General features: G+C 60.3%; 20 protein-coding genes and 1 pseudogene. 10 read left to right on the top strand and 11 right to left on the bottom strand.

Translation table 11 applies throughout. From position 1 onward, the window contains the following. Nucleotides 1–190: 190 nt before the first annotated feature. Together AC3IP0_RS01575 and AC3IP0_RS01570 are read left to right on the top strand one after the other, a co-directional pair. Nucleotides 191–1,225, top strand: a pseudogene (locus AC3IP0_RS01575) (HAMP domain-containing protein); the annotation flags it as partial. Nucleotides 1,226–1,318: 93 nt separating this feature from the next. Beyond that, nucleotides 1,319–2,083, top strand: coding sequence for a methyl-accepting chemotaxis protein (locus AC3IP0_RS01570; protein WP_411740587.1), 765 nt, complete (start codon nucleotides 1,319–1,321; stop codon nucleotides 2,081–2,083). Between the two features lie 117 nt (nucleotides 2,084–2,200). Here AC3IP0_RS01570 and AC3IP0_RS01565 read toward each other — a convergent pair whose 3' ends face one another. The 5 genes from AC3IP0_RS01565 to AC3IP0_RS01545 form a co-directional block, all read right to left on the bottom strand. Then, nucleotides 2,201–2,803 (bottom strand): DUF924 family protein, encoded by a 603-nt coding sequence (locus AC3IP0_RS01565; RefSeq protein WP_489317991.1) that lies wholly within the window; start codon nucleotides 2,801–2,803, stop codon nucleotides 2,201–2,203. A 3-nt stretch (nucleotides 2,804–2,806) separates the two neighbouring features. Continuing rightward, a complete protein-coding gene (locus AC3IP0_RS01560; protein WP_007975526.1) occupies nucleotides 2,807–3,817 on the bottom strand; it encodes a class 1 fructose-bisphosphatase in 1,011 nt (336 codons plus the stop codon). 272 nt (nucleotides 3,818–4,089) lie between these two features. Further along, nucleotides 4,090–5,463 carry a DUF3999 domain-containing protein gene (locus AC3IP0_RS01555; RefSeq protein WP_489326518.1) on the bottom strand — a complete coding sequence of 458 codons (1,374 nt, stop codon included), beginning with the start codon at nucleotides 5,461–5,463 and terminating at the stop codon, nucleotides 4,090–4,092. Further along, entirely contained in the window at nucleotides 5,460–8,651 is a 3,192-nt protein-coding gene (locus AC3IP0_RS01550) for a DUF2339 domain-containing protein (protein ID WP_489326517.1), read from the bottom strand. Before AC3IP0_RS01550 ends, AC3IP0_RS01555 begins: the two co-directional genes overlap by 4 nt. Before the next feature lie 171 nt (nucleotides 8,652–8,822). Beyond that, nucleotides 8,823–11,273 carry a glycogen/starch/alpha-glucan phosphorylase gene (locus AC3IP0_RS01545; protein ID WP_489317988.1) on the bottom strand — a complete coding sequence of 817 codons (2,451 nt, stop codon included), beginning with the start codon at nucleotides 11,271–11,273 and terminating at the stop codon, nucleotides 8,823–8,825. A gap of 256 nt (nucleotides 11,274–11,529) precedes the next feature. Between AC3IP0_RS01545 and AC3IP0_RS01540 the strand changes: the two genes are divergently transcribed. Next, nucleotides 11,530–11,967: a YkgJ family cysteine cluster protein gene (locus AC3IP0_RS01540; RefSeq protein WP_108216195.1), complete on the top strand. Its 438-nt coding sequence runs from the start codon at nucleotides 11,530–11,532 to the stop codon at nucleotides 11,965–11,967. Nucleotides 11,968–12,182: 215 nt separating this feature from the next. Here AC3IP0_RS01540 and typA read toward each other — a convergent pair whose 3' ends face one another. Both typA and thiI read right to left on the bottom strand, forming a co-directional pair. Continuing rightward, nucleotides 12,183–14,003 (bottom strand): translational GTPase TypA, encoded by a 1,821-nt coding sequence (gene typA / locus AC3IP0_RS01535; protein WP_046041316.1) that lies wholly within the window; start codon nucleotides 14,001–14,003, stop codon nucleotides 12,183–12,185. A 139-nt stretch (nucleotides 14,004–14,142) separates the two neighbouring features. Beyond that, entirely contained in the window at nucleotides 14,143–15,597 is a 1,455-nt protein-coding gene (thiI, locus tag AC3IP0_RS01530; RefSeq protein WP_489326515.1) for a tRNA uracil 4-sulfurtransferase ThiI, read from the bottom strand. A gap of 328 nt (nucleotides 15,598–15,925) precedes the next feature. Here thiI and glnA point away from each other — a divergent pair, with 328 nt between their 5' ends. The 5 genes from glnA to ntrC all read left to right on the top strand — a co-directional run bounded on the left by glnA (nucleotide 15,926) and on the right by ntrC (nucleotide 21,354). Continuing rightward, nucleotides 15,926–17,332 carry a glutamate--ammonia ligase gene (gene glnA, locus AC3IP0_RS01525; RefSeq protein WP_489317987.1) on the top strand — a complete coding sequence of 469 codons (1,407 nt, stop codon included), beginning with the start codon at nucleotides 15,926–15,928 and terminating at the stop codon, nucleotides 17,330–17,332. A 143-nt stretch (nucleotides 17,333–17,475) separates the two neighbouring features. Next, nucleotides 17,476–17,991 (top strand): DUF4124 domain-containing protein, encoded by a 516-nt coding sequence (locus tag AC3IP0_RS01520; protein ID WP_489326513.1) that lies wholly within the window; start codon nucleotides 17,476–17,478, stop codon nucleotides 17,989–17,991. Further along, nucleotides 17,988–18,608: a DUF4124 domain-containing protein gene (locus AC3IP0_RS01515; RefSeq protein WP_489326511.1), complete on the top strand. Its 621-nt coding sequence runs from the start codon at nucleotides 17,988–17,990 to the stop codon at nucleotides 18,606–18,608. The genes AC3IP0_RS01520 and AC3IP0_RS01515 overlap by 4 nt, the downstream gene beginning before the upstream one ends. 227 nt (nucleotides 18,609–18,835) lie before the next feature. After that, nucleotides 18,836–19,921 carry a nitrogen regulation protein NR(II) gene (gene glnL / locus AC3IP0_RS01510; protein WP_150756808.1) on the top strand — a complete coding sequence of 362 codons (1,086 nt, stop codon included), beginning with the start codon at nucleotides 18,836–18,838 and terminating at the stop codon, nucleotides 19,919–19,921. Next, nucleotides 19,918–21,354 (top strand): nitrogen regulation protein NR(I), encoded by a 1,437-nt coding sequence (gene ntrC / locus AC3IP0_RS01505; protein ID WP_046040882.1) that lies wholly within the window; start codon nucleotides 19,918–19,920, stop codon nucleotides 21,352–21,354. Before glnL ends, ntrC begins: the two co-directional genes overlap by 4 nt. A gap of 537 nt (nucleotides 21,355–21,891) precedes the next feature. Here ntrC and AC3IP0_RS01500 read toward each other — a convergent pair. Next, on the bottom strand, nucleotides 21,892–22,332 hold the full coding sequence (locus AC3IP0_RS01500; RefSeq protein ID WP_489326509.1) for a hypothetical protein: 441 nt from the start codon (nucleotides 22,330–22,332) through the stop codon (nucleotides 21,892–21,894). Between AC3IP0_RS01500 and AC3IP0_RS01495 the strand changes: the two genes are divergently transcribed. Then, on the top strand, nucleotides 22,331–22,786 hold the full coding sequence (locus tag AC3IP0_RS01495; protein WP_489326507.1) for a tRNA (cytidine(34)-2'-O)-methyltransferase: 456 nt from the start codon (nucleotides 22,331–22,333) through the stop codon (nucleotides 22,784–22,786). The genes AC3IP0_RS01500 and AC3IP0_RS01495 overlap by 2 nt on opposite strands. A 161-nt stretch (nucleotides 22,787–22,947) precedes the next feature. Here AC3IP0_RS01495 and secB read toward each other — a convergent pair whose 3' ends face one another. Genes secB through AC3IP0_RS01480 form a run of 3 tightly spaced genes read right to left on the bottom strand, consistent with a single transcriptional unit; the run spans nucleotide 22,948 to nucleotide 24,159 of the window. Then, a complete protein-coding gene (secB, locus tag AC3IP0_RS01490; protein ID WP_008047739.1) occupies nucleotides 22,948–23,433 on the bottom strand; it encodes a protein-export chaperone SecB in 486 nt (161 codons plus the stop codon). A gap of 56 nt (nucleotides 23,434–23,489) precedes the next feature. Continuing rightward, entirely contained in the window at nucleotides 23,490–23,744 is a 255-nt protein-coding gene (gene grxC / locus AC3IP0_RS01485) for a glutaredoxin 3 (protein WP_150726523.1), read from the bottom strand. A 1-nt stretch (nucleotide 23,745) separates the two neighbouring features. After that, a complete protein-coding gene (locus AC3IP0_RS01480) occupies nucleotides 23,746–24,159 on the bottom strand; it encodes a rhodanese-like domain-containing protein (RefSeq protein ID WP_008047735.1) in 414 nt (137 codons plus the stop codon). 151 nt (nucleotides 24,160–24,310) lie between these two features. Between AC3IP0_RS01480 and gpmI the strand changes: the two genes are divergently transcribed. Beyond that, a complete protein-coding gene (gene gpmI, locus AC3IP0_RS01475) occupies nucleotides 24,311–25,840 on the top strand; it encodes a 2,3-bisphosphoglycerate-independent phosphoglycerate mutase (protein WP_489326504.1) in 1,530 nt (509 codons plus the stop codon). Nucleotides 25,841–26,088: the final 248 nt, after the last annotated feature.

The following is a 26,088-nucleotide window of genomic DNA, read 5'->3' as shown; positions in this document are numbered from 1 at the left end:
ATTTATCGGGCCACTCGTCTACCTTTTGCCGAAAATCAGCCACTTTGCCTGTTTACCGGGCATTTCGTCGTTTTTCAGAGAATTCGCCTAATCTTTGGCGCCGTTCAGTCGACATAAATGCAACGCAAAGCCACGTCGGTGGCATTTGCTCCCCCATTTTGTAGAACAGCCCCTCTGCGGTAGCTCATCCATGACCCGAAACATGAAGTTCAGCCACAAGATATTGCTGGCTGCCGCCCTCGTGGTGGCCGTCGCATTCGCTTGTTTCATCCTGTTCAACGACTATCGCCAGCGCGAAACCTTGCGCAACAGTACCGAAGCCTCGATGCAGGAACTCGGCAGCCTGACCACCAGTAACATCCAGACCTGGCTGGAAAGCCGCATGCAACTGCTGCAGTCGATGGCCCAACAGGTCACCGCCGATGGCAATGCTCCCGCCAGCCTGAAACGTATCATCGACCTGCCCGCCTACACCGGCAACTTCCAGCTGAGCTACTTCGGTGGCGCCGATGGCGTGATGTTCTCGGTCCCGGCGGGCAACCGCGCGGCGGACTACGATCCGCGCGCCCGTGGCTGGTACAAGGCGGCCAATAGCGCGCAACAGACCATTGTCACCGAACCCTACATTGCCGCGTCTTCCGGCAAGCTGGTGATCACAGTCGCCACCCCGGTGCAGCATCAGGGCCAGATGATCGGTGTCGCCGGCGCCGACATCGACCTGTCCAGCGTCAGTGCGATCATCAATTCGCTGAACTTCGGCGGTCACGGTCATGCGTTCATTGTCGGTGCCGACGGCAAGATACTCATTCACCCGGACAGCAAGCTGGTGCTCAAGAGCCTGGCCGAGGCCTATCCGAGCGACACACCCAAAGTCAGCCCGGGCATGAAAGAAGTCGAGATCGACGGCAAGCGCCAGTTCATCTCCTTCACCCACGTCAACGGCGTGCCGTCGGTGGACTGGTACGTGGCGCTGGTGCTCGACCAGGAAACGGCGTTCTCGATGCTCAGCGAATTCCGCACCTCGGCGATCATCGCCATGGTGATTGCCGTGGTGATCATCATCGCCCTGCTGGGCATGCTGATCCGCCTGCTGATGCAGCCGCTGCTGACCATGGGCCGCGCGATGCATGACATCGCCGAAGGCGAAGGTGACCTGACCAAACGCCTGACCATCCACGGCCACGACGAATTCGGCGCGCTGGGGCTGTCGTTCAACCGCTTCGTCGAGCGCATTCACACCTCGATCATCGAAGTGTCCTCGGCCACCGGCCAGGTCAACGAAGTGGCGCTGCGGGTAGTCGCCGCCTCGAACTCGTCGATGTTCAACTCCGACCAGCAAGCCTCGCGCACCAGCAGCGTGGCCGCGGCGATCAACCAGCTCGGTGCCGCCGCCCAGGAAATCGCCCAGAACGCCGCCCTCGCCTCGCAACATTCCAGCGATGCCCGCAGCCTGGCCGAAGACGGCCAACAGGTGGTGGATAAAACCATCGCGGCGATGCAGCAGCTGTCGGCGAAGATCAGCGATTCGTGCGGCAACATCGAGACCCTCAACAGCAACACGGTCAACATCGGACAGATCCTGGAAGTGATTACCAGCATCTCCCAGCAGACCAACTTGCTGGCACTGAACGCCGCCATTGAAGCGGCCCGCGCTGGCGAAGCCGGCCGTGGTTTTGCGGTGGTTGCCGACGAAGTGCGCAACCTCGCTCACCGCACCCAGGACTCGGCGCAGCAAGTGCAGACGATGATCGAAGAGCTGCAAGTCGGCGCACGGGCAGCGGTGGGCATCATGACCGACAGCCAGCGCCAGAGCGAAAGCAGCGTCGGCATCGCCAACCAGGCGGGCGAACGCCTGGGCAGTGTGACCCAGCGCATCGGGGAGATCGATGGCATGAACCAGTCGGTCGCCACCGCCACTGAAGAACAGACGGCCGTGGTGGAGTCGATCAACGTCGACATCACCGAGATCAATACGCTGAACCAGGAAGGTGTGGAGAACCTGCAGTCGACCTTGCGTGCGTGTGCCGATCTTGAGCGGCAGGCGGCGCGTTTGAAGCAGCTAGTCGGAAGTTTCAGGATCTAAGGCGCGCTCACCGGCCTCATCGCGAGCAAGCTCGCTCCCACAGGGATCTTTGTCGCACCGGAGATCTACTGTGGGAGCGAGCTTGCTCGCGATGACGGATTCAGCAACAGCGCAAAACTAGAACCTCGACCCCGGCTTGGAGAGAAACGCCAACTCCTCGACCGTAGACTCCCTTCCCAACACCGCATTGCGATGCGGAAACCGTCCAAACTGCGCAATCACCCTCTGATGCCGCTCGGCATAGTCCAGGTAATCGCTGAACAACGCCCGATCAACCTCCGGCTGCTGCGCCACCAGTTCGATGTAACGCGAGACGCCTTCGTTCTGCACCGCGAGGTTTTCGCTGTGCTCGAACACCAGATAGATGAACACCCGCTGAATTGGCTGCAACTGCCGATCGAAATCCGCGGCAATGCCCTGGGCCACCAGCTTTTGCGCCCGCAGATCGCCTGCAAAGGCTTTGGGAGTATCGCGAAAGATCATTCGCGGGATTTGATCGAGCAACACCACAAGAGCCAGCCAACCTTCGGGATGTTGCATCCACTCGGTCAATCCGCCGACCAGTGCCTGCTCGGCCTGGTCCCCGAAACGCTCGCGCGCTTCGAGGTCCTGGCTGTCGCGCTTGCCAAACCACAACTTGCCCTTCTGCGCCGCCACTTCCCTCGCTGACCCGGAACTTCCGAACCACCAATCAAGCAACGGCTGCCAGGGCGCGTTCATGGTTTATTCCTTGTGGTAAGCCGTGACGCGGGCAACTTCTTCTTTCGAACCGAGGAACACCGCAACACGCTGGTGCAGGCCTTCCGGCTGGATGTCGAGGATGCGCTGGTGACCATCGGTGGACGCGCCGCCTGCCTGTTCCACCAGGAACGACATCGGATTGGCTTCGTACATCAGGCGCAGTTTGCCCGGCTTCGACGGCTCGCGGCTGTCGCGTGGGTACATGAACAGACCGCCGCGGGTCAGGATGCGGTGCACGTCGGCGACCATCGCGGCAACCCAGCGCATGTTGTAGTTCTTTTTCAGCGGGCCTTCATCGCCTGCCAGCAATTCGCTGACGTAGCGCTGTACCGGTGCTTCCCAGTGACGCTGGTTGGACGCGTTGATGGCAAATTCCTGGGTGGCTTCAGGAATGGTGATGTTTTCGTGGGTCAGTACGAAGCTGCCCATTTCACGGTCCAGGGTGAAGCCTTTCACGCCATCGCCCAAGGTCAGGATCAGCATGGTCTGCGGACCGTAGATCGCGTAACCGGCGGCCACTTGCTGGGTACCTGGCTGCAGGAAGGCCTTTTCATTCAAGGGCTCGTTCTGGCTCAGGTATTCGTTCGGGCAACGCAGTACCGAGAAGATGGTGCCGACCGGGGCGTTGATGTCGATGTTCGACGAACCGTCCAGTGGGTCGAATACCAGCAGGTAGGCGCCTTTCGGGTATTTGCCCGGGATCTGGTAGGCGTTGTCCATTTCTTCGGACGCCATGCCGGCCAGGTGACCGCCCCATTCGTTGGCTTCGAGCAGGATCTCGTTGGAGATCACGTCGAGTTTCTTCTGCACTTCGCCCTGGACGTTTTCAGTGCCCATGCTGCCCAGAACGCCACCCAGGGCGCCTTTGGACACGGCGTGGTTGATCTCCTTGCAGGCACGCGCCACCACTTCGATCAGGAAGCGCAGATCGGCAGGAGTGTTGTTGCTGCGGGTCTGCTCAATCAAATAGCGACTCAAGGTAACGCGGGACATGGAAGGCTCCGGTGGAATGGGGGGGGCTAAAAACCCGCGCAGTTTAACGCGAGTCGGGGCGCATTTCCTCCTATCAGACGTGATCGGCCGAAGAGAGTTCATGTGCGGGGATGAGCGTAGTTGGAAATGGGCTGGGTGTGAGCCGGAAAGTAGCGGTCATATCAGCATCTTTATTGACTGATATACCGCTATCGCGGGCAAGCCCGCTCCCACAAGGACAGCGCTGTACCTGTGGGAGCGGGCTTGCCCGCGATCTGGCGCGAAGCGCCAGCCTAGGGTTTGACCGGCGGTTTACGCAACAAACTGAACGCCATCGCCGCCAGGAACAAGACACTGAGCAACAACACCGCCCACAAGCCGAACTTCTTCCACTGGGTGTCCGTCGTCACCAGCGTTTTCTCTGTCGATGCATTCGAGACCACCGCCCCGACATCCACCATGGCCCGGCCCAAGGTCGCGAGCTTCGCCGGGCTGTAATCCGGAATCAGCGTCGACAGCGGCAAGTTCGCCGCCTTCGCCTCCGTATTGCCCACGACCAGCGTGTAAGGCCCAGGCCCGCGCGCCAGGAACACCAGTTGCGTAGCGCGCACGGCAAACTTCAGCGTCGGCGCCTGATCACCCAGGCCGCCGCCGCGCTCGTCCACGGTCAGCTTCAGTTGCTGGACGATTTGCCCTGACAACTGCAATTGGTTTTGCACCACGTCCTGACCGTTCTGGGTCAGGCGATAAAGCAAACCACTGCCCAACGACTGCCATGGCAGGCTGCTGTCGCGCCGCCCGGCCAGGCTCACTGGCGCCAGGCTGTTGGGCTGGCTCAACTCGATCTGCACCCGCTCGACATTCAGCCCCACCGGCAACTGCCAGGTGTATTCACCCGCCTTCACGCTGCTGCCGGTCAATGCCTGGGACCAGACCAACGGCAGCGGCAGGCTGCGGGTATTGGAGCTCTGCAGTTGCGCCGAAGTCAGCGTCGGTGCCGAATGCGGGGTGATCCACAGCAACCGCAGGTAGCGCGCCGACTGGCCCGGCAGGTTGACTTCATGCTGCTCGACCCGCTCGTCGGAAAAGGTCAGGCGCGCCACCTGCCCTTCGCCCCAGGATTGCCAATGCTGCAAATCATCGCTGGCTTCGACGGTGAAACGCTGGAAGCCGTCGCGCTCGCTGGTCCAGTCGAGAATCAACTGCTGCAACGGCGCCTTGATGGCGGAAGCGTCGAGCAACCAGCCGCGCAGCTCCTCCTCACCCGCCTCCAGCTGACTGGAGGGCTGCACCTCGACCAATGTGCCGGTGGTGCTCGATTGCACCCGCACGCTCGGCGCGGTTTCAGTGGCGTCCACCGAGTTGTACAGCGGAAACCATTTCACCTCGGTCAAGGTGCGCGTTTCATTGCTCCGCGCCGATTCCCGGGCCAAGGCATAAGCCTGAACTTCGCCCACGGCGTTGAACACACGCACGTCGCTCAAGTCAGCCTGCCGTGCATTCAGTTGTACGTTCAGGGGCAGTTCAAGGCGATACCAGGGGCCTTCGCCCGTCACCGACAGGGGCACTTGGGTAGTGAAGTCCGCCGGTTTTTCCTGGGCAACCGCCGACAACATCACACCCATGGCGACAGCGCCCAGCCAACCCAGGTTCAGCTTCTGACTCAAGACGACACTCCTTCGGATTCCGGGACCGGTTTCTCGATATCCGGCACAGCTTCGGCGCGCTTGGGTGGCAGCGGGGCGAAATAGCCCACCACCAGCAGCAACGCGCCGACACCGATAAACGACACGATTCGCGCCAACCCGCCACGATTACTCAGTTCGACAAAGAACAGCTTGGCCACGACCACGCCGATCAAGGCGGCGCCGATCAGCCAGACTTCGCGGCGGCCACGCAAATGGCCGCCGATCATCAGGCTCAGGGCCATCAAGGTCCAGACGATGGACAGGCCGGCTTGTACACGCATCGACGCCAGCAACAGATCCAGCTCGAAGGGCACCGCGCTCCAATGGTGCGCCGTACGCATTACCAACGCAGTAAAGAACACGAACAGCGAGGCACCTGCGACCCCTTGCGTGGCGATGACGGCGTAATCCTCGCGGACCGCCAGTTGTGTCATGGCGCTGCGGGACCAGACATAGACGCCGAACAGCGCAAACAACAAGCCCAGCTCCAGCGGGTTGATCAATGGCACGTAAGGCAGTGGCTCGGCGTTGCCGTCACTGGCGACATTCGCCAGCCAGAACCAGCCGAGCATCAACAACGCCAACGGCGCGGCGGCGTATACACGGTATTCGCGCGGATACGCCGACACGGGCCAAGGCCACACGCGAGGTGCCGCCATCAGCACCAGATACAGACCTGGCAGAATCGCCCAACCCAACCAGCGCCAGGCGTTGTATTGCTCGGACAACACCAGCAAGCCGTAGCGCAGCTCCAGAGCCAGTACACCCATCAATAGCCAACAGCCGAGCACATGGGCGACGCTCGTCACACGCGCCGGCAGCATGGGCGCCAGGCGTCGCAAGGACATGAAATGCACCACGAACACAGCGGCCCACGCCAGCCAGCCAAAGTTGGCCGCCGGGTGATAACGCGAGTGCCAGGCCGCGAGCAGCACCAGCGCCGCCACGGGAATCAATACCGTGCCGAGTACCCCCAGAGACGGCCATTTCAGGCGCAGCGCCAATACCGTCCACAGCGCCACACTCACGGCAGCGATGCCCAACAACAAAGTCGCCCGCATCGGCAACGGCGCAAAATGCACCACTTCGATGACCCAGGCCAACGCCCACCAGCCTGCGCCCCACACCAGCAACGCCTGGGACAATCGCAACAGGCTCAGCCCTTCGAATACTCCAAGCGAATGACCAATTTGCAAACGCCAGGCTCCGACCATCGCCGCCAGCCCCAGCATCAGCGGCGCCCAGAAGCCGGCATGAGCCAAGGGGTTCAGCCCTTCACTGAACAGCGGCCCCGTCGCCAGGAACAGCGCGCCACCCAACAGTTGCACAGCGAGCGCGGTGAACACGAAGGTGCGCGATGGCAGGCGCAAGCCAACCAACAACGTCAGCACCCCGGCCAGGGCCCAACTGATCACCGTGCCGTGGCTGAAGAAAAACAACGGCGCCAGCAAATAGAGAAACGCCAGCCCGAGGCACGCCAGGACTGGCAGGCCTTTCAGTTCCCAAGGCCTGATCTGTTCCGGCAGGGCTTTAAGCAACTGGTAGAAGCTGAACAGCAACGCGATGCCCAGTAACAGCGCGCCTAGCGGTACACCGCCAAGCAGGCTGCTCTCGCTGTCGTGCAGCTCGCTGAGAAACGCCAGCGCCGACCCCAGTTGCAGGAGCAAGGCAAAGGCCCGGGCCACGGGCCTTTGCTGGCGCAGACCGAGCCAGAAAATCCCCGCGCCCTCCACCGCCCACGCCGCCGTCGTCCAGCGTGCATCGAGCCCCAGCGGAATCGCCAGGCTGGCGAAGATCACGCCCAAGGCCAGGCAGGTTTCCCCCAACAACAGCGTGCGCCCGGCCATCAGCCAACGGGCAAGCCCCATGTAAATCATGCCCAGCGCCAAGGCACTGAACGCCGCTGCGAACTCCAGATGCTGCACCAATGCGAACTGCAAGCCGAAACCCACCAGCGGCGGACCGAACAGCAGCGTGCCGTCGACGTAGTTGCCCTTGCGCGCCGACCATTGCAGCAGCGATTCGCGACTGCTCTCTGCCGGTGCATCGCTCATTTCCAGCAGCCTGCGCCGGGCGAACAGCAGACCAATGGCCAGGTACATCAGGAAAAACAAAATCAGAAACGGCTCGGTGCTCCACAACTGCTCCGGCGAGTAGGAGCGCAGGCCCCAGGCGAAACCGATGCCGAAGGTGCCGCTGAACCCGATGACATTCAACAGCCGCCAGGCCTTGAACCAGGCGATGGCGAAGATGCCGGCGTTGAGCAGGGCAAAGTAGCTGAACAGCGCGACGTGGCTGCCGGCGCCGGTGGAGGCCAGGATGGGCGCGGCGAAGCCACCCAGTGCGGCAGCGGCGGCCAACCCCAGGGAGTCCTGGGTAATGGCGAGAATCGCCGAACAGACTGTCACCGCCAGCAGCAGGCCAAACCCCGCCGAGGGATCGAGCAGCGGATGCAGGCGCATCGCGGCAAACACCGTCAGGTACAGCACGGCGATCCCGGCACCCTGCAGGATCAACGCATAACTGTTGTTGCGCGCTCGCAACCACCAACCCAGCCCGAGCAACCCCAAGGCTGCCGCCGCAACGCCTGCGTAACGCAACTCAACCGGTACCACCACGCCTTCGGTGGCATAGCGCAGCAGAAAGGCCAGGCCGAGGAACAGCAGCACCACGCCGACCCGCAACACGGTATTGCCGCCGAACAACCAGGCGCGGGCACGGCTGATGGCGCGATCGATGAGGTTCGGGCCACGCGGGGGGACAAGTGGTTGTGCCTGGCGAGCGGTCGTCTCGGCCTTCCAGGCATCGGCGGGCTGCGTGGCCGCTGCGGTGATCGGTTCGAGTTCGGGCGGCAGTTCCCAGAGCAAATCCGGGGCCGCGGCAGGTGCTTCATCGAGGATGGTTTCAGGTGAGACAAGTGGCTCGCGGGTTTCCGGCGCCTTGACGCCCGATGCTTCGAGCAGCGCCAGCCGTTGCTCGACCGCGTGCAGCGCTACCTGCGCCTGCTCCAGCAAACGTTGCTGCTCGACGGCCTGCGAGTCCAGGCGGGCCATGCGAAGGGCCTGGCCGATACCCAATCCGAGTAACGCGCCCAGCAGCGCATCGCTGAATGACTCGTCGAGTATCCAGCCGAGCACCAGCCCTATCAGCATGAACATCCATTGCATGGTCGATATCCCTAAGCCCATTGGCCAATCCGGAAAGATTAGCTCAGCCGTATCCATAAAGATCGCAGCCTTCGGCAGCTCCTACATAGTCGCGGTATTACGCGATCCTGTAGGAGCTGCCGAAGGCTGCGATCTTTTCCGGCGCGCCAGTATATCCATCTGCCTGAAGACTTACTCCAGCGCCTTCCAGATTTCCGTGGCGTACTCGCGAATGGTCCGGTCCGACGAGAACCAGCCCATCCGCGCCGTGCTCAACACCGCTGAACGCCACCACTCCTTCGAATCGTGCCAATGGGCTTCGACGCGCATCTGGGCGTGCCAGTAGGAATCGAAGTCGGCGCAGACCAGGAAGCGGTCGTAGTCCACCAGCGAATCGATCAACCCGGCATAACGGGAAGGATCATCCGGTGAGAACACCCCGCCACGAATCGCTTGCAGCACATCGTTCAGACGATGGGACGCGGCAATATCCGGCACCGCGCTGAACTCATGGTTCTGCTTGCGCGCCTCCACCTGCTGCGCACTGAGGCCGAAGATGAACATGTGCTCGGCGCCGATGCGGTCGCACATTTCCACGTTGGCCCCGTCCAGGGTGCCGATGGTCAGCGCGCCGTTCAGGCCGAATTTCATGTTGCTGGTGCCTGACGCTTCGAAACCGGCGGTGGAGATCTGCTCGGACAAATCCGCCGCCGGAATGATGCTCTCCGCCAGGCTGACGTTGTAGTTGGGCAGGAACACCACTTTGAGCAAGCCGCGCACGGTCGGGTCGTTGTTCACCACCCGGGCGATGTCGTTGGTCAGCTTGATGATCAGTTTGGCCTGGTGATAACTCGCGGCCGCCTTGCCGGCAAAGATCTTCACCCGTGGTACCCAGTCGATTTCAGGCTCCGCGCGAATCGCCTGGTACAACGCCACAGTGTGCATCAGGTTGAGCAACTGGCGTTTGTATTCGTGGATCCGCTTGACCTGCACGTCGAACATCGCCGCCGGGTTGACCGCCACGCCCAACCGCTCATGAATCAGGTACGCCAGGGCTTTCTTGCTGTGCAGGCGTTGCTCGGCAAACGCCTTGCGGAATGCACTTTTCTCGGCGAACGGCTCGAGGGCGAGCAAACGCTGTTCCGGGTTATCCAGCACTTCGGGCCCGAGGGTATCGACCAGCATCGAGGTCAGCTCGGGGTTGGCCTGATACAGCCAGCGGCGGAAGGTGATGCCATTGGTTTTGTTGTTGATCCGCTCCGGGTAGAGCTTGTGCAGCTCGGAAAACACCGTTTGACGCATCAGTTGCGTGTGTAGCCCGGACACACCGTTGATGCTGTGGGAACCGAGAAACGCCAGGTTGCCCATGCGCACCCGGCGTCCGTTGTCTTCCTCGATCAGCGACACCGCGCGCAGCACGTCGAAGTCGTGAATACCTTTGGCCCGCAAGGAGTCGATATGCTGGGCGTTGATCAGGTAAATGATCTGCATGTGCCGTGGCAGCATGCGCTCCATCAAGCCCACCGGCCAGGTTTCCAGCGCTTCGGGCAGCAATGTGTGGTTGGTGTAGGACAGCGTATCGACGGTGACCTGCCACGCCGCATCCCACGCCACGTCATAGACGTCGACCAGTTGCCGCATCAGTTCAGCCACGGCAATCGAGGGGTGAGTGTCGTTGAGCTGAATCGCCGCGTGGTCGCCCAGGGTCAGCACCGAGGTGTGCATGTTGCGATGTCGGCGCAGCAGATCCTGCAATGAGGCGGCGACAAAGAAATACTCCTGGCGCAAGCGCAATTCCTGGCCGGCCTCGGTGCTGTCCGCCGGGTACAGCACCCGAGAGATACTTTCGGCCCGGGCCACTTCGGCCACGGCGCCCAAGTGGTCGCCGGCGTTGAAACGCTCCAGATGCAGATCTTCCATGGCCCGGGCGCGCCACAAGCGCAGCGTGTTGACGCTTGCCCCGCGCCAACCGACCACCGGCGTGTCATACGCAATGGCGCGCACGGTTTCCGCCGGGGACCAGACTTGTCTGGTTTTGCCGGTGTCGTCGGTCAGGGTCTCGACACCGCCGCCGAAACCGATGGTGTAAGCCACTTCCGGCCGCTCGAACTCCCACGGGTTGCCGAAATCCAGCCAGTGTTCGGTCTGCTCCTGTTGCCAGCCGTCGACGATGGCCTGGCGGAACAAACCATGCTCATAGCGGATGCCGTAGCCATGACCGGCAATGCCGAGGGTCGACATGCTTTCCATGAAACACGCCGCCAGACGCCCGAGGCCGCCGTTGCCCAGGGCCGCATCGGGCTCCAGCAAGCGAATGCGCTCAAGGTCGACGCCGAGTTCGGTCAGGGCTTCGCGGGCCACGTCGAGCAGGCCGAGGTTGCTCAGGCTGTCGAAGAGCAGCCGGCCGATGAGAAATTCCAGGGAGAGGTAATAAACGCGCTTCTGGCCTTTGCGGTAGATCTGCCGCGTGTGGTCCATCCAGTGCTCGACCATGTGATCCCGCGCGGCCAGGGCAATGGCTTCGAACCAGTCGTGGTCGAAGGCGTGATCCGGGTCTTTACCCACTGCATAAGTGAGTTTGGTCAAGACGGCGTCGCGGAATGCGGCCACCTCTGCTTCGCGAACAAGTGGTTCTTGAGTCATCGATAGGACCTCGAGCGAGCTTGGAGTTGTCTGAGCCTAGTCGGTCTGACAGGCGGTAGAGGCTCTGGTTCGGCAGTTTTTCCTTTGAATACGAACTGGATCGACATTGCGTAGTCTTGTGCCTGAATCAATGCAGGGCTCGTGCCTATTTTCCGGTTGTTTGCGCCGTCTGTGAAAAAAACTGGCGAAAGGTTGTTCAAAAATCCACCAGTCCCGGTATGATCGCGCGCCCTGATGCACACGCTGGTAACAACCGATGATGAAGCCGAACCTGATCGCTGCCGCAGAGATCGACCGCCTCGATACCTGGGCCAAGTACTCTGCCCCGATGTGCGGCTCGTGCATGTCCAGCTGCTGCACCCTGCCCGTCGAGGTCAAGATCAAGGATCTGATCCGCATCGGCGTGGTCGATGAGTTCGAGCTGGGTGATCCGCCGAAGAACATCGCCAAGCGTCTGCAAAAGGAAGGCCTGGTCGAACGTTTCAACCAGAAGTCTGGGATCTTTACCCTCCAGCGCATGAGCAACAACGATTGCCTGTACCTGGATCGTAAGAGCCGTCTGTGCACTATTTATGAAAAGCGCCCGGATACCTGCCGCAACCACCCGAAAATCGGCCCGCGGCCGGGGTATTGCGCGTACAAGCCGAAGGAAGTGGAGCGCGAGCGGAGTTCGCGGAGTATCGAGCGGTTCTGATATTTCCTGAAACCAGTGGCGGCTGATCGGCCGCCATCGCGAGCAAGCTCGCTCCCACAGGGGTTCTGTGGTGTTCACACAATTTGTGGTTCACCTCGAACACAAGCGAGCTTGCTCGCGATGAGGCCAGTACAAGCGCCACACAAACCCCAGACAAACAAAAACGCCCCCGGCCTTGCGGTCGGGGGCGTTTTTTTGTCAGCTAACTAAATGACTTAGTTACCGGACTTCTTGGCAGCGCGGGTACGCTCGCTTTCGCCCAGGATCTTCTTGCGAAGACGGATGGACTTAGGCGTGACTTCACACAGCTCGTCTTCTTGTACGAATTCCAGAGCTTGCTCCAGAGTGAAGCGTACAGGCGGAACCAGAGCGATGGTTTCGTCTTTACCCGAAGCACGCATGTTGTCGAGCTTCTTGCCTTTGGTTGGGTTAACACCCAGGTCGTTGTCGCGGCTGTTCAGACCAACGATTTGACCTTCATAGATGTCCTGGCCGTGTTCGATGAACAGCTTGCCACGCGACTGCAGGGTTTCCAGCGAGTAGGTCAGTGCCTTACCGGTAGCAACCGATACCAGCACGCCGTTCTGACGGCCGGACATGTCACCGGACTTCATGGTGTCGTAACGGTCGAAGATCGAGGTCAGGATGCCTGCACCGGAGGTCAGGGTCAGGAACTCGTTACGGAAACCGATCAGACCACGGGCCGGGATGTTGTACTCAAGGCGCACACGGCCCTTGCCATCCGGAACCATGTTGGTCAGGTCGCCTTTACGGATACCGATCTGTTCCATGATCGCGCCCTGGGATTCTTCCGGCAGGTCGATGGTCACGTTTTCGTACGGTTCGTGCTTGACGCCATCAACCATACGGATGATCACTTCCGGACGACCAACACCCATTTCGAAGCCTTCGCGACGCATGGTTTCGATCAGTACCGAGAGGTGCAGCTCACCACGGCCGGAGACTTTGAACTTGTCGGCGGTGTCGCCTTCTTCAACGCGCAGAGCAACGTTGAACAGCAGTTCCTTGTCCAGACGTTCCTTGATGTTACGGCTGGTCACGAACTTGCCTTCTTTACCGCAGAAAGGCGAGTCGTTTACCTGGAAGGTCATGGAAACGGTTGGTTCGTCAACGGTCAGCGGCTTCATCGCTTCGACGTTCAGTGGGTCGCACAGGGTGTCGGAGATGAACAGCTGGTCGAAGCCACTGATGCAGACGATGTCGCCAGCCAAAGCTTCTTCAACGTCAATGCGGTGCAGGCCGTGGTGACCCATCAGCTTCAGGATACGACCGTTGCGCTTCTTGCCGTCAGCGTCGATAGCCACAACCGGGGTGTTCGGCTTGACGCGACCACGAGCGATACGGCCAACGCCGATAACACCCAGGAAGCTGTTGTAGTCCAGTGCGGAGATCTGCATCTGGAACGGACCGTCACGGTCGACTTTCGGCGCTGGTACGTTGTCGACGATCGACTGGTACAGCGGGGTCATGTCTTCAGCCATCTCAGTGTGGTCCAGACCGGCAATACCGTTCAGGGCCGAGGCGTAGACGACTTTGAAGTCCAGCTGTTCTTCGGTGGCACCCAGGTTGTCGAACAGGTCGAAGATCTGGTCCAGAACCCAGTCCGGACGCGCGCCTGGACGGTCAACCTTGTTGATGACCACGATTGGACGCAGGCCGGCTTCGAAAGCCTTCTTGGTCACGAAACGGGTTTGCGGCATAGGGCCGTCTTGAGCGTCAACCAGCAGCAGAACGGAGTCGACCATCGACATTACGCGTTCAACTTCGCCGCCGAAGTCGGCGTGGCCCGGGGTGTCCACGATGTTGATGTGGTAGCCGTTCCAGTTGATGGCGGTGTTTTTCGCCAGAATGGTAATACCGCGCTCTTTTTCCTGGTCGTTGGAGTCCATCACGCGCTCGTCGTTGAGCTCGTTGCGCTCCAGGGTGCCGGATTGACGCAGGAGTTTGTCTACCAGGGTGGTCTTACCATGGTCAACGTGGGCAATGATGGCGATGTTGCGTAGATTTTCGATCACTTGTGTATCTCGATCAGAGGATTCGGTGTGCTGACAAGTCTTGGCAGCGATTAACAGTAGCGTCCGTGAAAGCCGTTACAGCTTGACGGTGGCATCGGGGGGCCGGTGACGCAGGCCACAGGCAAACAGCCCCGGGCACTTAGCTCGGTCGATAAACGCGCACATTGGCATGCCCCTCACTGAGCAAATGGTGGGTATGCAGGCGACTCATCACGCCTTTGTCGCAATACAGCAGGTACTGGCGAGTAGGGTCCAGTTCCTTGAAACGAGCGTTCACTGCATAAAACGGCATCGTTTGTACCTCGATGCCAGCAAGCTCCAGCGGGTCGTCTTCAGCGGCATCCGGGTGACGGATGTCGATGACGATCTGACCGGCCAGCGCTTCGCTGACTTCTTCAATCTGCAAGTCCTGGCCCAATTCGTCGATCACACGATCGATCGGCACCAGTTTGGCGTTTTCGAGCGCACGCTCGAGTACCGCCATATCGAATTCTTTCTCTTCATGCTCGACGCGATAGCGCTTGGCTGCAGTCTTCGGATTGACCGAGATGACGCCGCAGTATTCCGGCATGTGCCGGGCGAAATCGGCGGTACCGATTTCGTTGGCCAGGTCGATGATGTCCTGCTTGTGACTCGCGATCAGCGGACGCAAGACCAGCTTGTCGGTCACGCAATCGATCACTGACAGGTTCGGCAGCGTCTGGCTCGATACCTGGGAGATCGCCTCACCGGTGACCAGCGCGTCGATGTGCAGTCGATCGGCAATTTGGGACGAAGCGCGCAACATCATACGCTTCAATACTACGCCCATATGACTGTTATCGACTTTGCCGAGAATTTCGCCCAGCACTTCTTCGAAAGGCACACTGACAAATAGCACGCGTTGGGAGCTGCCGTACTTCTTCCAGATGAAATGCGCGACTTCCATGACGCCCAGTTCGTGGGCACGTCCGCCCAGATTGAAGAAGCAGAAATGCGCCATCAGGCCGCGGCGCATGATCTGGTAGGCCGCCACGGTGGAGTCGAAGCCACCGGACATCAGCACCAGGGTCTGCTCCAGCGCGCCCAGCGGATATCCGCCGATGCCGTTGTGCTGGCTGTGGATCACGAACAACCGTTGGTCGCGAACTTCGATCCGGACCTCGATTTCAGGCTTTTTCAGGTCGATCCCGGCGGCACCACACTGACGGCGCAACTGGCTGCCGACATATTTTTCAATATCTATCGAGCTGAACGGGTGCTTGCCGGCGCGTTTGCAACGCACCGAGAAGATCTTGCCGGCCAGCGCATCACCGTAGTGTTGCTTGCACTTCTCAACGATGTCGTCGAAATCGCCCAGCGGGTACTCATCGATTTGCAGGAAATGCGCGATGCCCGGCATGCAGCTCAGGCGCTCGCCCATCTCCTTCAAGGCCTTGGGGTCGCTGACGCGGGTTTCCAGCTCGAGGTTGTCCCACACGCCGTTCACCACCACGGCCGGGTCCAGATCGCGGAGCACGGCACGGATGTTCTTGGCCAATTGACGGATGAAACGCATCCGTACCGGGCGGCTCTTGATGGTGATCTCGGGGAAGACTTTTACGATTAATTTCATGGAAACAGCGCGCGCATGGCCTGCCGAAAAAGGGGGGCGCGGATTATAGCGGAAATTGCTCAAGGTTTAACCAGTTAATGTGCAGAAGGTTTCGCGCGCACCAAAACAGGTCATTTGTTGGGGGTGGCGCCACATTACAGGGCGAGATTTTCTGCTTTAAAGCGCAATATGCCCTCGCAAGCGTGTTTTTGGGGCAAAAAACCCATGCTGGGGCACTGGCATGCAATTTGCTCCCTTGTGAGGCAGGTTGCCTTGGCAGAGTATTCGCGCCGGCATCACCCACATTTAAGGGCATCCATTACTAGCCCGAAGCCACCCGGAGGACACTATGTCGAAGTCGGTTCAACTCATCAAAGATCATGACGTCAAGTGGATTGATCTGCGCTTCACGGACACCAAAGGCACTCAGCACCACGTGACCATGCCGGCTCGCGATGCGCTGGATGACGACTTCTTCGAAGTCGGCAAAATGTTCGACGGTTCCTCCATCGCTGGCTGGAAAGGCATCGAAGCCTCCGACATGATCCTGATGCCGGACGACTCCACCGCTGTCCTGGATCCGTTCACCGAAGAGCCGACCCTGATCCTGGTCTGCGACATCATCGAACCTTCGAGCATGCAAGGCTACGACCGCGACCCACGTGCGATCGCCAAGCGCGCCGAAGAGTACCTGAAAGCCACCGCTATCGGTGACACCGTATACGCAGGTCCAGAGCCAGAGTTCTTCATCTTCGACCAGGTGAAGTTCAAGTCCGACATTTCCGGCTCCATGTTCAAGATCTACTCTGAACAAGGTTCGTGGATGTCCGACCAGGACATCGAAGGCGGCAACAAAGGCCACCGTCCAGGCGTCAAAGGCGGCTACTTCCCGGTTCCGCCGTTCGACCACGACCACGAAATCCGTACCTCCATGTGCAACGCACTGGAAGAAATGGGCCTGACCGTCGAAGTTCACCACCACGAAGTGGCGACTGCCGGCCAGAACGAAATCGGCGTCAAGTTCAACACCCTGGTGAAGAAAGCCGACGAAACCCAGACCCTGAAGTACGTCGTGCACAACGTAGCCGATGCCTACGGCCGTACCGCTACCTTCATGCCTAAGCCTCTGTACGGCGACAACGGCTCGGGTATGCACGTACACATGTCCATCTGGAAAGATGGCAAGAACACCTTCGCCGGCGAAGGCTATGCAGGCCTGTCCGACACCGCTCTGTACTTCATCGGCGGCATCATCAAGCACGGTAAGGCCCTGAACGGCTTCACCAACCCGGCGACCAACTCCTACAAGCGTCTGGTTCCAGGCTTCGAAGCTCCAGTGATGCTGGCCTACTCGGCTCGCAACCGTTCCGCTTCGATCCGTATTCCTTACGTGTCGAGCCCGAAAGCCCGCCGTATCGAAGCACGCTTCCCGGATCCGGCTGCCAACCCGTACCTGTGCTTCGCCGCACTGTTGATGGCTGGCCTGGACGGCATCCAGAACAAGATCCACCCTGGCGACGCCGCTGACAAAAACCTGTACGACCTGCCGCCTGAAGAGGCCAAAGAGATCCCACAAGTTTGCGGCAGCCTGAAAGAAGCCCTGGAAGAGCTGGACAAAGGTCGTGCGTTCCTGACCAAAGGCGGCGTTTTCAGCGACGACTTCATCGACACTTACATCGCCCTGAAAAGCGAAGAAGAAATCAAGGTACGTACCTTCGTACACCCACTGGAATACGAGCTGTACTACAGCTGCTGATCCGGTAGCGTCGCAATACGCGGCGTGACAAAAAAGAGGCCTCCTTCGGGAGGCTTTTTTATTGCCCAGATGTTTAGCGACTTGGGAGAACCGCCCGGCCTGGCCTATGCTGCAACCCAACGTTTTCGCTTCCGGTCGATTCCATGGGTCGTGGTTTTTTCTTCATCCTGCTGCTGATCGTTCTGCCCGCCACGGCGCAGATCTACAAGTACACGGACGCCAACGGTGCCACCGCGTACAGCAATCAACCGCCTGACGGCGTCAGTGCCCAACCGGTCGATTTGCCGCCCCTCAACAGCGTCGAGCACCAGCCTCCCGGCGCAGCCGCACCTGCTGCCGAAGCCGATCGTAAAGAAGAACCCCACAAGACCTATGAAGTGCTGGAGCTGACAGGCCTGCCCGGCACCGAAGCCCTGCGCGCCAATAACGGCACGTTCACCGTAACAGTACTGATCAAGCCGCGCCTGCAAGGCCCCCACCTGCTGCGCCTGCTGCTGGACGGTCAACCCTACGGCCAGCCAGGCAACGTGCCGACCCTGCAACTGGTGAACATCGATCGCGGCGAACACCGCCTCGCCGTGCAAGTGATCGATGGCGAAAACGTTGTGCAGCAGAGCCCTGCGGTGACATTCACCGTGCAGCGGGTGCACAAGCCTTGAAGGCCTGGCTACTGATCGCCTGCCTGATTGCCCTGCCCGCCTCGGCAGAGGTCTTCATGTATGTCGACGCTCAGGGCAACCGGGTTTTCACCGACCAGCCCAAACCCGGCGACGCCAGGCGTGTACCACTGACAACGAGCAATCGAATGGCGGCCAAGCCCTCCAGCGCAGCGCCATTGCTTGCCCAGAGCAGTCCTGAAGTACAAGCGCCGTTCCACTATGAGGTGCTGCGCATCCTGATCCCGGAACCCGACGCAACCATCCGCAGCAACACCGGCGAAGTCATCGTCAGCGCCACCAACGAACCTGCCCTGCAACCCGGTCACCGCTACCGATTGCTGCTCGACGGCCAGCCCACCGCCGAACCCGGCCTGAGCCCGGTGTTCGCTTTGAGCAACATCGATCGCGGCAGCCATACCCTGTCCGTGGAAATCCTCGACGAACAGGGACGCATCGTCGAACGCACCGCCAACCAACCTTTCCACATGCAGCGCACGTCTCTCGCCCAGAAGCGCAGGATCAAACCCTGCACTCTCGAAGACTACGGCCAGCGGCCGGAATGCCCGCTCAGTGACAAACCCGGCGAAGAAAAAAATCCCTTCCTGCGACTTTTCTAACCTCGTTCAGGTTTGCGCACTATATTGGTGCAATAGCTTGCACCGTACTCACATTCCAACCCATTTTGGTTCGAAAGTACCCGTGAAAGCTGGCAGAACGCCACGCAAACGAGCGTCAAACGCCTGTTTCAGGCGTTAAGCGCTTCTTTTCGGAGCCTTGGTTTGTTTTTTGCATTTTGCCTGTACCAGCGTTTTTTTGCGCATGCTCTGCCCTAAAAGAGGTCCCGATGACCATTAGCGACGCACTCCACCGTTTGCTACTCGACAACCTCACCACTGCCACCATCCTGCTCGACGCCGAACTGCGCCTCGAGTACATGAACCCGGCGGCGGAGATGCTGCTGGCCATCAGCGGTCAGCGCAGCCATGGGCAGTTCATCAGTGAGTTGTTTACCGAATCGACCGAGGCACTGAACTCGTTGCGCCAGGCTGTCGAACAGGCGCACCCGTTCACCAAGCGCGAAGCCATGCTCACCGCCCTCACCGGCCAGACCTTGACCGTCGACTACGCGGTAACGCCGATTCTGAGCAACGGCGACACGCTGCTGCTGCTCGAAGTCCACCCCCGTGACCGCCTGCTGCGGATCACCAAGGAAGAAGCACAGCTGTCGAAACAGGAAACCAGCAAGATGCTGGTGCGCGGCCTGGCCCATGAAATCAAGAACCCCCTGGGCGGGATTCGCGGCGCGGCACAATTGCTGGCCCGGGAACTGCCGGAAGAAAGCCTGCGCGACTACACCAACGTCATCATCGAAGAAGCCGACCGCTTGCGTAACCTGGTGGATCGCATGCTCGGCTCCAACAAGCTGCCATCGCTGGCCATGTGCAATGTCCACGAAGTGCTTGAGCGTGTCTGCCATCTGGTGGAGGCCGAAAGCCAGGGCTGCATTACCTTGGTGCGCGACTACGATCCAAGCATCCCCGACGTCCTGATCGACCGCGAGCAAATGATTCAGGCGGTTCTGAACATCGTGCGCAATGCGATGCAGGCCATCAGCAGCCAGAACGAACTGCGCCTGGGCCGCATCAGCCTGCGCACCCGCGCCATGCGCCAGTTCACCATCGGCCACGTGCGCCATCGCCTGGTGACCAAGATCGAGATCATCGACAACGGCCCGGGCATCCCGGCAGAACTTCAGGAAACCATTTTCTTTCCCATGGTCAGCGGTCGTCCGGACGGTACCGGGCTGGGCCTGGCCATTACCCAGAACATCATCAGCCAGCACCAGGGCCTGATCGAATGTGACAGCCACCCCGGCCACACCACCTTCTCGATCTTTCTGCCACTGGAACAAGGAGCCACATCGACATGAGCCGTAGTGAAACCGTGTGGATCGTCGATGACGACCGTTCTATCCGTTGGGTCCTGGAAAAAGCCTTGCAACAGGAAGGCATGACCACGCAAAGCTTCGACAGCGCCGATGGCGTGATGAGCCGCCTGGCGCGCCAGCAGCCAGACGTGATCATCTCCGACATCCGCATGCCCGGCGCCAGCGGCCTGGAGCTTCTGGCGCGGATTCGCGAGCAGCACCCACGGCTGCCAGTGATCATCATGACCGCGCACTCCGATCTGGACAGCGCTGTCGCGTCCTATCAGGGCGGCGCCTTCGAGTACCTGCCCAAGCCGTTCGATGTCGACGAGGCGGTTTCCCTGGTCAAGCGCGCCAACCAGCACGCTCAGGAACAACAGGGCCTGGAAGTTGCCCCGACCCTGACCCGCACCCCGGAAATCATCGGCGAAGCGCCGGCGATGCAGGAAGTGTTTCGCGCCATTGGACGCTTGAGTCACTCCAACATCACCGTGCTGATCAATGGTGAATCGGGTACCGGTAAAGAACTGGTGGCCCACGCGCTGCATCGTCACAGCCCGCGCGCCGCTTCGCCGTTCATTGCGCTGAACATGGCGGCGATCCCCAAAGACCTGATGGAATCCGAACTGTTCGGCCACGAGAAAGGCGCGTTCACGGGCGCGGCCAACCTGCGTCGCGGGCGTTTCGAGCAAGCCGATGGCGGTACGCTGTTCCTCGACGAAATCGGCGACATGCCCGCCGACACCCAGACCCGCTTGCTAAGGGTACTGGCCGACGGCGAGTTCTACCGCGTCGGCGGTCATGTGCCGGTGAAGGTCGATGTGCGCATCATCGCTGCGACTCACCAGAATCTGGAAACCCTGGTGCACGCCGGGAAGTTCCGTGAGGACTTGTTCCATCGCCTCAACGTGATCCGGATCCATATCCCGCGCCTGTCGGATCGCCGCGAAGACATCCCGACCCTGGCCAAGCATTTCCTCGGCCGCGCCGCCCAGGAACTGGCAGTCGAGCCGAAGCTGCTGAAAAGCGAAACCGAGGAATACCTGAAGAACTTGCCGTGGCCCGGCAACGTGCGTCAGCTGGAGAACACCTGCCGCTGGATCACGGTGATGGCTTCGGGTCGCGAAGTACACATCGGCGACTTGCCGCCGGAGTTGCTGAGCCTGCCGCAGGACTCGGCACCCGTGACCAACTGGGAACAGGCCCTGCGCCAGTGGGCTGACCAGGCCCTGGCCCGTGGTCAGTCGAGCCTGCTCGACAGCGCGGTACCGGCCTTCGAGCGGATCATGATCGAGACCGCCCTCAAGCACACCGCCGGTCGCCGCCGCGATGCCGCCGTCTTGCTGGGTTGGGGGCGCAACACCCTGACGCGCAAGATCAAGGAATTGGGGATGAAGGTTGATGGTGGGGATGATGATGAGGGGGATGAGGGCTAAATCGGGCTTTCGAGCTTAGTCGCAAGCGAAAAGATCGCAGCCTTCGGCAGCTCCTACAGGCGTACGCAAGACCCTGTAGGAGCTGCCGAAGGCTGCGATCTTTTTTGGCCGACAACCACGTTCCATGCACCGCCGCAATGCACCGTGAACCGCAATCGCGCACAAAAACAGCTTCGAGTCCCCGCCTGCTTTCGCAACCGAATCCCTTTCGAAAAAACACGAAAGCCCCGAATTTCGGGGCTTCCAGCGCATCAAAGCGATTTTTTGTTCCAAACTGTTAAAAACTGGCACGCCCCCTGCAATAACCCTTTCAAGTGAATCAGTTCACCCACCCGGTTTCGGGGACCTTGGTACAGGCAGGCCGGGGATTCCCCTCTTTACATCGGGCTCACACCGCACCCGCGACGAGCCCAGCCGTTTTGGGGCCCTTGATACAGGCAGGTCAGGGGTTCCTTCTTTACACCAGGCTCACACCGCACTCGCGACGAGCCTCCCGTTTCGGGAACCTTGGTACAGGCAGGCCGGGGATTCCCTCTTTTATTGCTCCCGGAGATGGATCTCCAGCCGCCAGCGGTCATCGACCTCACTACCGGCCCATTGGCCCTGTAGAGGCCGGGCCGCTACCAGTGTCAGCAACAACCCCCCATCGCTCAAACGTACCCGCCAGTTCACGTCCTTGCCGCCGAGCTTGAGCTGACCTTTCTGCGCCTTGCCCTCGGCGCCAAACAGCAGCGCGACACTGCCGTCCACAATTTCGCCGTGGGTCTTGGGTTCATTGTTGAACCACACCACCAGCCCGTCGTTCGTCACTTCAACCTGCTGCAGCTGACTGGGGTCTGGCGTGGTCAGGCGACCGATCATCATCCCGACCATCACCCCGACAATCGCCAGCGAGCCCATTACCCGCAGGAATAGTTTCGAACGCACGCCTTCTGGCGGCGTAGAATGCGCGTCATCTTTGCCTTCGGAGCCGTGCATGTTTCACGTCATCCTTTTCCAACCAGAAATTCCGCCGAATACCGGCAACGTTATCAGGCTGTGCGCCAACAGTGGCTGCCACCTGCATTTGATCGAACCGCTGGGCTTCGAGATGGACGACAAGCGCCTGCGCCGGGCCGGCCTCGATTACCACGAGTATGCCACCCTGCAACGCCACGTGGACCTCGCCAGCTGCCTGGAGAGCCTCGGCCATCCACGACTGTTCGCCTTCACCACCAAGGGTTCGCGGCCGTTCCACGATGCCAGCTTCGTCCCGGGCGACGCGTTCCTGTTCGGCCCGGAAAGCCGTGGCTTGCCCGCCGAAGTGCTGGACGTCCTGCCCGGCGAGCAACGCCTGCGCCTGCCGATGCGCGAAGGCTGCCGCAGCCTGAACCTGTCCAATACTGTGGCAGTGGCTGTTTACGAAGCCTGGCGTCAGAACGACTTCAAGTAACACCGCGACCCAATGTAGGAGCTGCCGAAGGCTGCGATCTTTTGATTTTGATTTTCAAGATCAAAAGATCGCAGCCTTCGGCAGCTCCTACTCGAAGGTTTCGTTTACCCCATGAAAAAAGCGCCTTCGGAGGCGCTTTTTTCATGGGGTAAACGAAGCTTTTATTGAACGGTCGGCGTCTCGCCAGCAGCCTGCATGCGTTGCAGCTCTTGCGCGTACAGCGCATCGAAGTTCACCGGAGCCAGCATCAGTGCCGGGAACGAACCGCGGGTCACCAGGCTGTCCAGGGTTTCGCGAGCGTACGGGAACAGGATGTTCGGGCAGAACGCACCCAGGGTGTGGCTCATCGAAGCGTCATCCAGGTTCTTGATCAGGAAGATCCCGGCCTGTTGCACTTCAGCAATGAACGCCACTTCGTCACCGTTTTTCACGGTAACCGACAGGGTCAGCACGACTTCGTGGAAGTCGGCTTCCAGCGTCTTCTGACGGGTGTTCAGATCCAGACCGACGCTCGGCTCCCACTGCTGGCGGAAGATCGCCGGGCTTTTCGGAGCTTCGAAGGACAGGTCACGCACATAAATGCGCTGCAAGGAGAATTGCGGTGCAGTTTCTTCTTCGTTCGCAGCAGTGTTCTGTTGGTCAGTCATCGCAGATCCTTCTTGATCCAGGGTTCTTTTAGGTTTGCTTGTTTGGGGTATTGCCGTCAGGCCCTGAGCAGCGCGTCGAGCTTGCCGGCGCGGTCCAGGGCGAACAGATCATCACAACCGCCCACGTGGGTGCTGCCGATCCAGATTTGCGGCACGGACGTACGCCCGGCCTTCTGGGCCATCGCAGCGCGCACCTGCGGCTTGCCATCGACCTTGATCTCTTCGAAGGCCACGCCTTTGTTCTCGAGCAGGTATTTGGCTCGCGAGCAGTAAGGGCAGTAATCGCTGGAATAGACGACGACGCTACTCATATCACTTCACCAGCGGCAGATTGTCGGCTTTCCAGCTGGAGATACCGCCGGACAGCTTGGCGGCGGTGAAGCCGGATTTCATCAATTCGCGGGCGTGGGTGCCGGCGGTCTGGCCCATGGCGTCGACCAGGATGATGGTCTTGGCCTTGTGCTTTTCCAGTTCGCCTACACGAGCGGTCAGTTTGTCCTGAGGAATGTTCAGCGCGCCGACAATGTGACCGGCGGCGAAATCCTTGGTTGGACGAATGTCGATCACCACGCCTGCGTCCTTGTTGACCAGCCCGGTCAGTTCGCCGGTGCTCAGGCTACGGCCGCCGCCCTGCATTTGATAGGCAATCAGCAACGCCAGCAGTACGACGAAGATACCGACGAGAATGTAGTGGTTAGTGGCGAATTGAATCAGGTTAGCAACCATCGAAGGAGGTTCCAGGGCGTTAAAATGTCGGCCAGTATACACAGCCACTATGGTGGGCCAAACCCCGTCCGGCGGTGACGTGGCCGGAACTTCGCTTTAAACTGCGACTCCCTTTTCCATCGCCCCTTTTACTTAAGCCAGAGCGGATTCCATGACTACCACGCCTAAACCTTTGGTCCTGATGATTCTCGACGGCTTCGGTCACAGCGACAATCCCGAATCCAATGCCATTTTCGCGGCGAAGAAGCCTGTACTGGATCGTCTGTGGGCCACCGTGCCGAACGGCCTGATCTCGGGCAGCGGCATGGACGTCGGCCTGCCGGACGGCCAGATGGGCAACTCCGAAGTCGGCCACATGAACCTGGGCGCCGGCCGCGTGGTGTATCAGGACTTCACTCGCGTGACCAAATCGATCCGCGACGGTGAGTTCTTCGAGAATCCGACCATCTGCGCAGCCGTGGACAAAGCCGTCGCCGCCGGCAAAGCCGTGCATTTCATGGGCCTGCTGTCCGATGGCGGCGTACATAGCCACCAGGATCACCTGGTCGCCATGGCCGAACTGGCCTTCAAGCGCGGCGCACAAAACATCTACCTGCACGCCTTCCTCGACGGCCGCGACACCCCGCCGAAAAGCGCGCAATCGTCGATCGAATTGCTCGACGCGACCTTCCAGGCCCTGGGCAAGGGCCGGATCGCCAGCATCATTGGCCGCTACTACGCCATGGACCGCGACAACCGTTGGGACCGTGTGTCCCAGGCCTACAACCTGATTGTCGATGGTCAGGGCGAATTCAACGCCACCACCGCCCAGGAAGGCCTGCAAGCGGCATACGAACGTGGCGAGAGCGACGAATTCGTCAAGGCCACCTCCATCGGTGAGCCGGTAAAAGTCGAAGACGGCGATGCCGTGGTGTTCATGAACTTCCGCGCTGACCGTGCCCGCGAGCTGACCCGCGTGTTCGTCGAAGACAACTTCAGTGAATTCGAGCGTGCCCGCCAGCCGAAACTGGCCGGTTTCGTCATGCTGACCCAGTACGCCGCCAGCATCCCTGCGCCGTCGGCTTTCGCTGCCGGCAGCCTGGAAAACGTGCTGGGCGACTACCTGGCGAAAAACGGCAAGACCCAGCTGCGCATCGCTGAAACCGAAAAATATGCCCACGTGACCTTCTTCTTCTCCGGCGGCCGCGAAGAACCGTTCCCGGGCGAAGAACGCATCCTGATTCCGTCGCCGAAAGTCGCCACCTATGACTTGCAACCAGAAATGAGCGCACCGGAGGTCACCGACCGCATCGTCGACGCCATCGAAAACCAGCGTTACGACGTGATCGTGGTCAACTACGCCAACGGCGACATGGTTGGCCACAGCGGTGTGTTCGAAGCGGCGGTCAAGGCCGTTGAATGCCTGGACCTGTGCGTGGGTCGCATCGTCGATGCCCTGGAAAAAGTCGGTGGCGAAGCCCTGATCACCGCTGACCATGGCAACGTCGAGCAAATGTCCGATGAAACCACCGGCCAGGCGCACACTGCGCACACCACCGAGCCGGTACCGTTCATCTATGTCGGCAAGCGCGATTTGAAGGTCCGCGAGGGCGGCGTGCTGGCGGACGTGGCGCCGACCATGCTGAAGCTGCTGGGCCTTGAGCAACCGGCGGAAATGACCGGGACTTCGATTCTGGTGTAACCCGACCGCTCAAACACCGAAATACCCTGTGGGAGCGAGCTTGCTCGCGATAGCAATCTGACAGCCAACATCTATGTTGAATGATCGGACGCCATCGCGAGCAAGCTCGCTCCCACAGTGGTTTATGGAGTTTTCGAAATGGAATTCAGTCTGCCGCTCTCTCCAGTCATCACACAGTCAGAAATGGGCATTTTTTTTGCCGCCCATGGCGGGCATACTAGGCCGTCCCTTTCCCTGGTGCCGCCCGC

The organism is Pseudomonas sp. GL_103, assembly GCF_057835175.1.
This window is presented reverse-complemented; position numbering and strand designations above follow the sequence as displayed.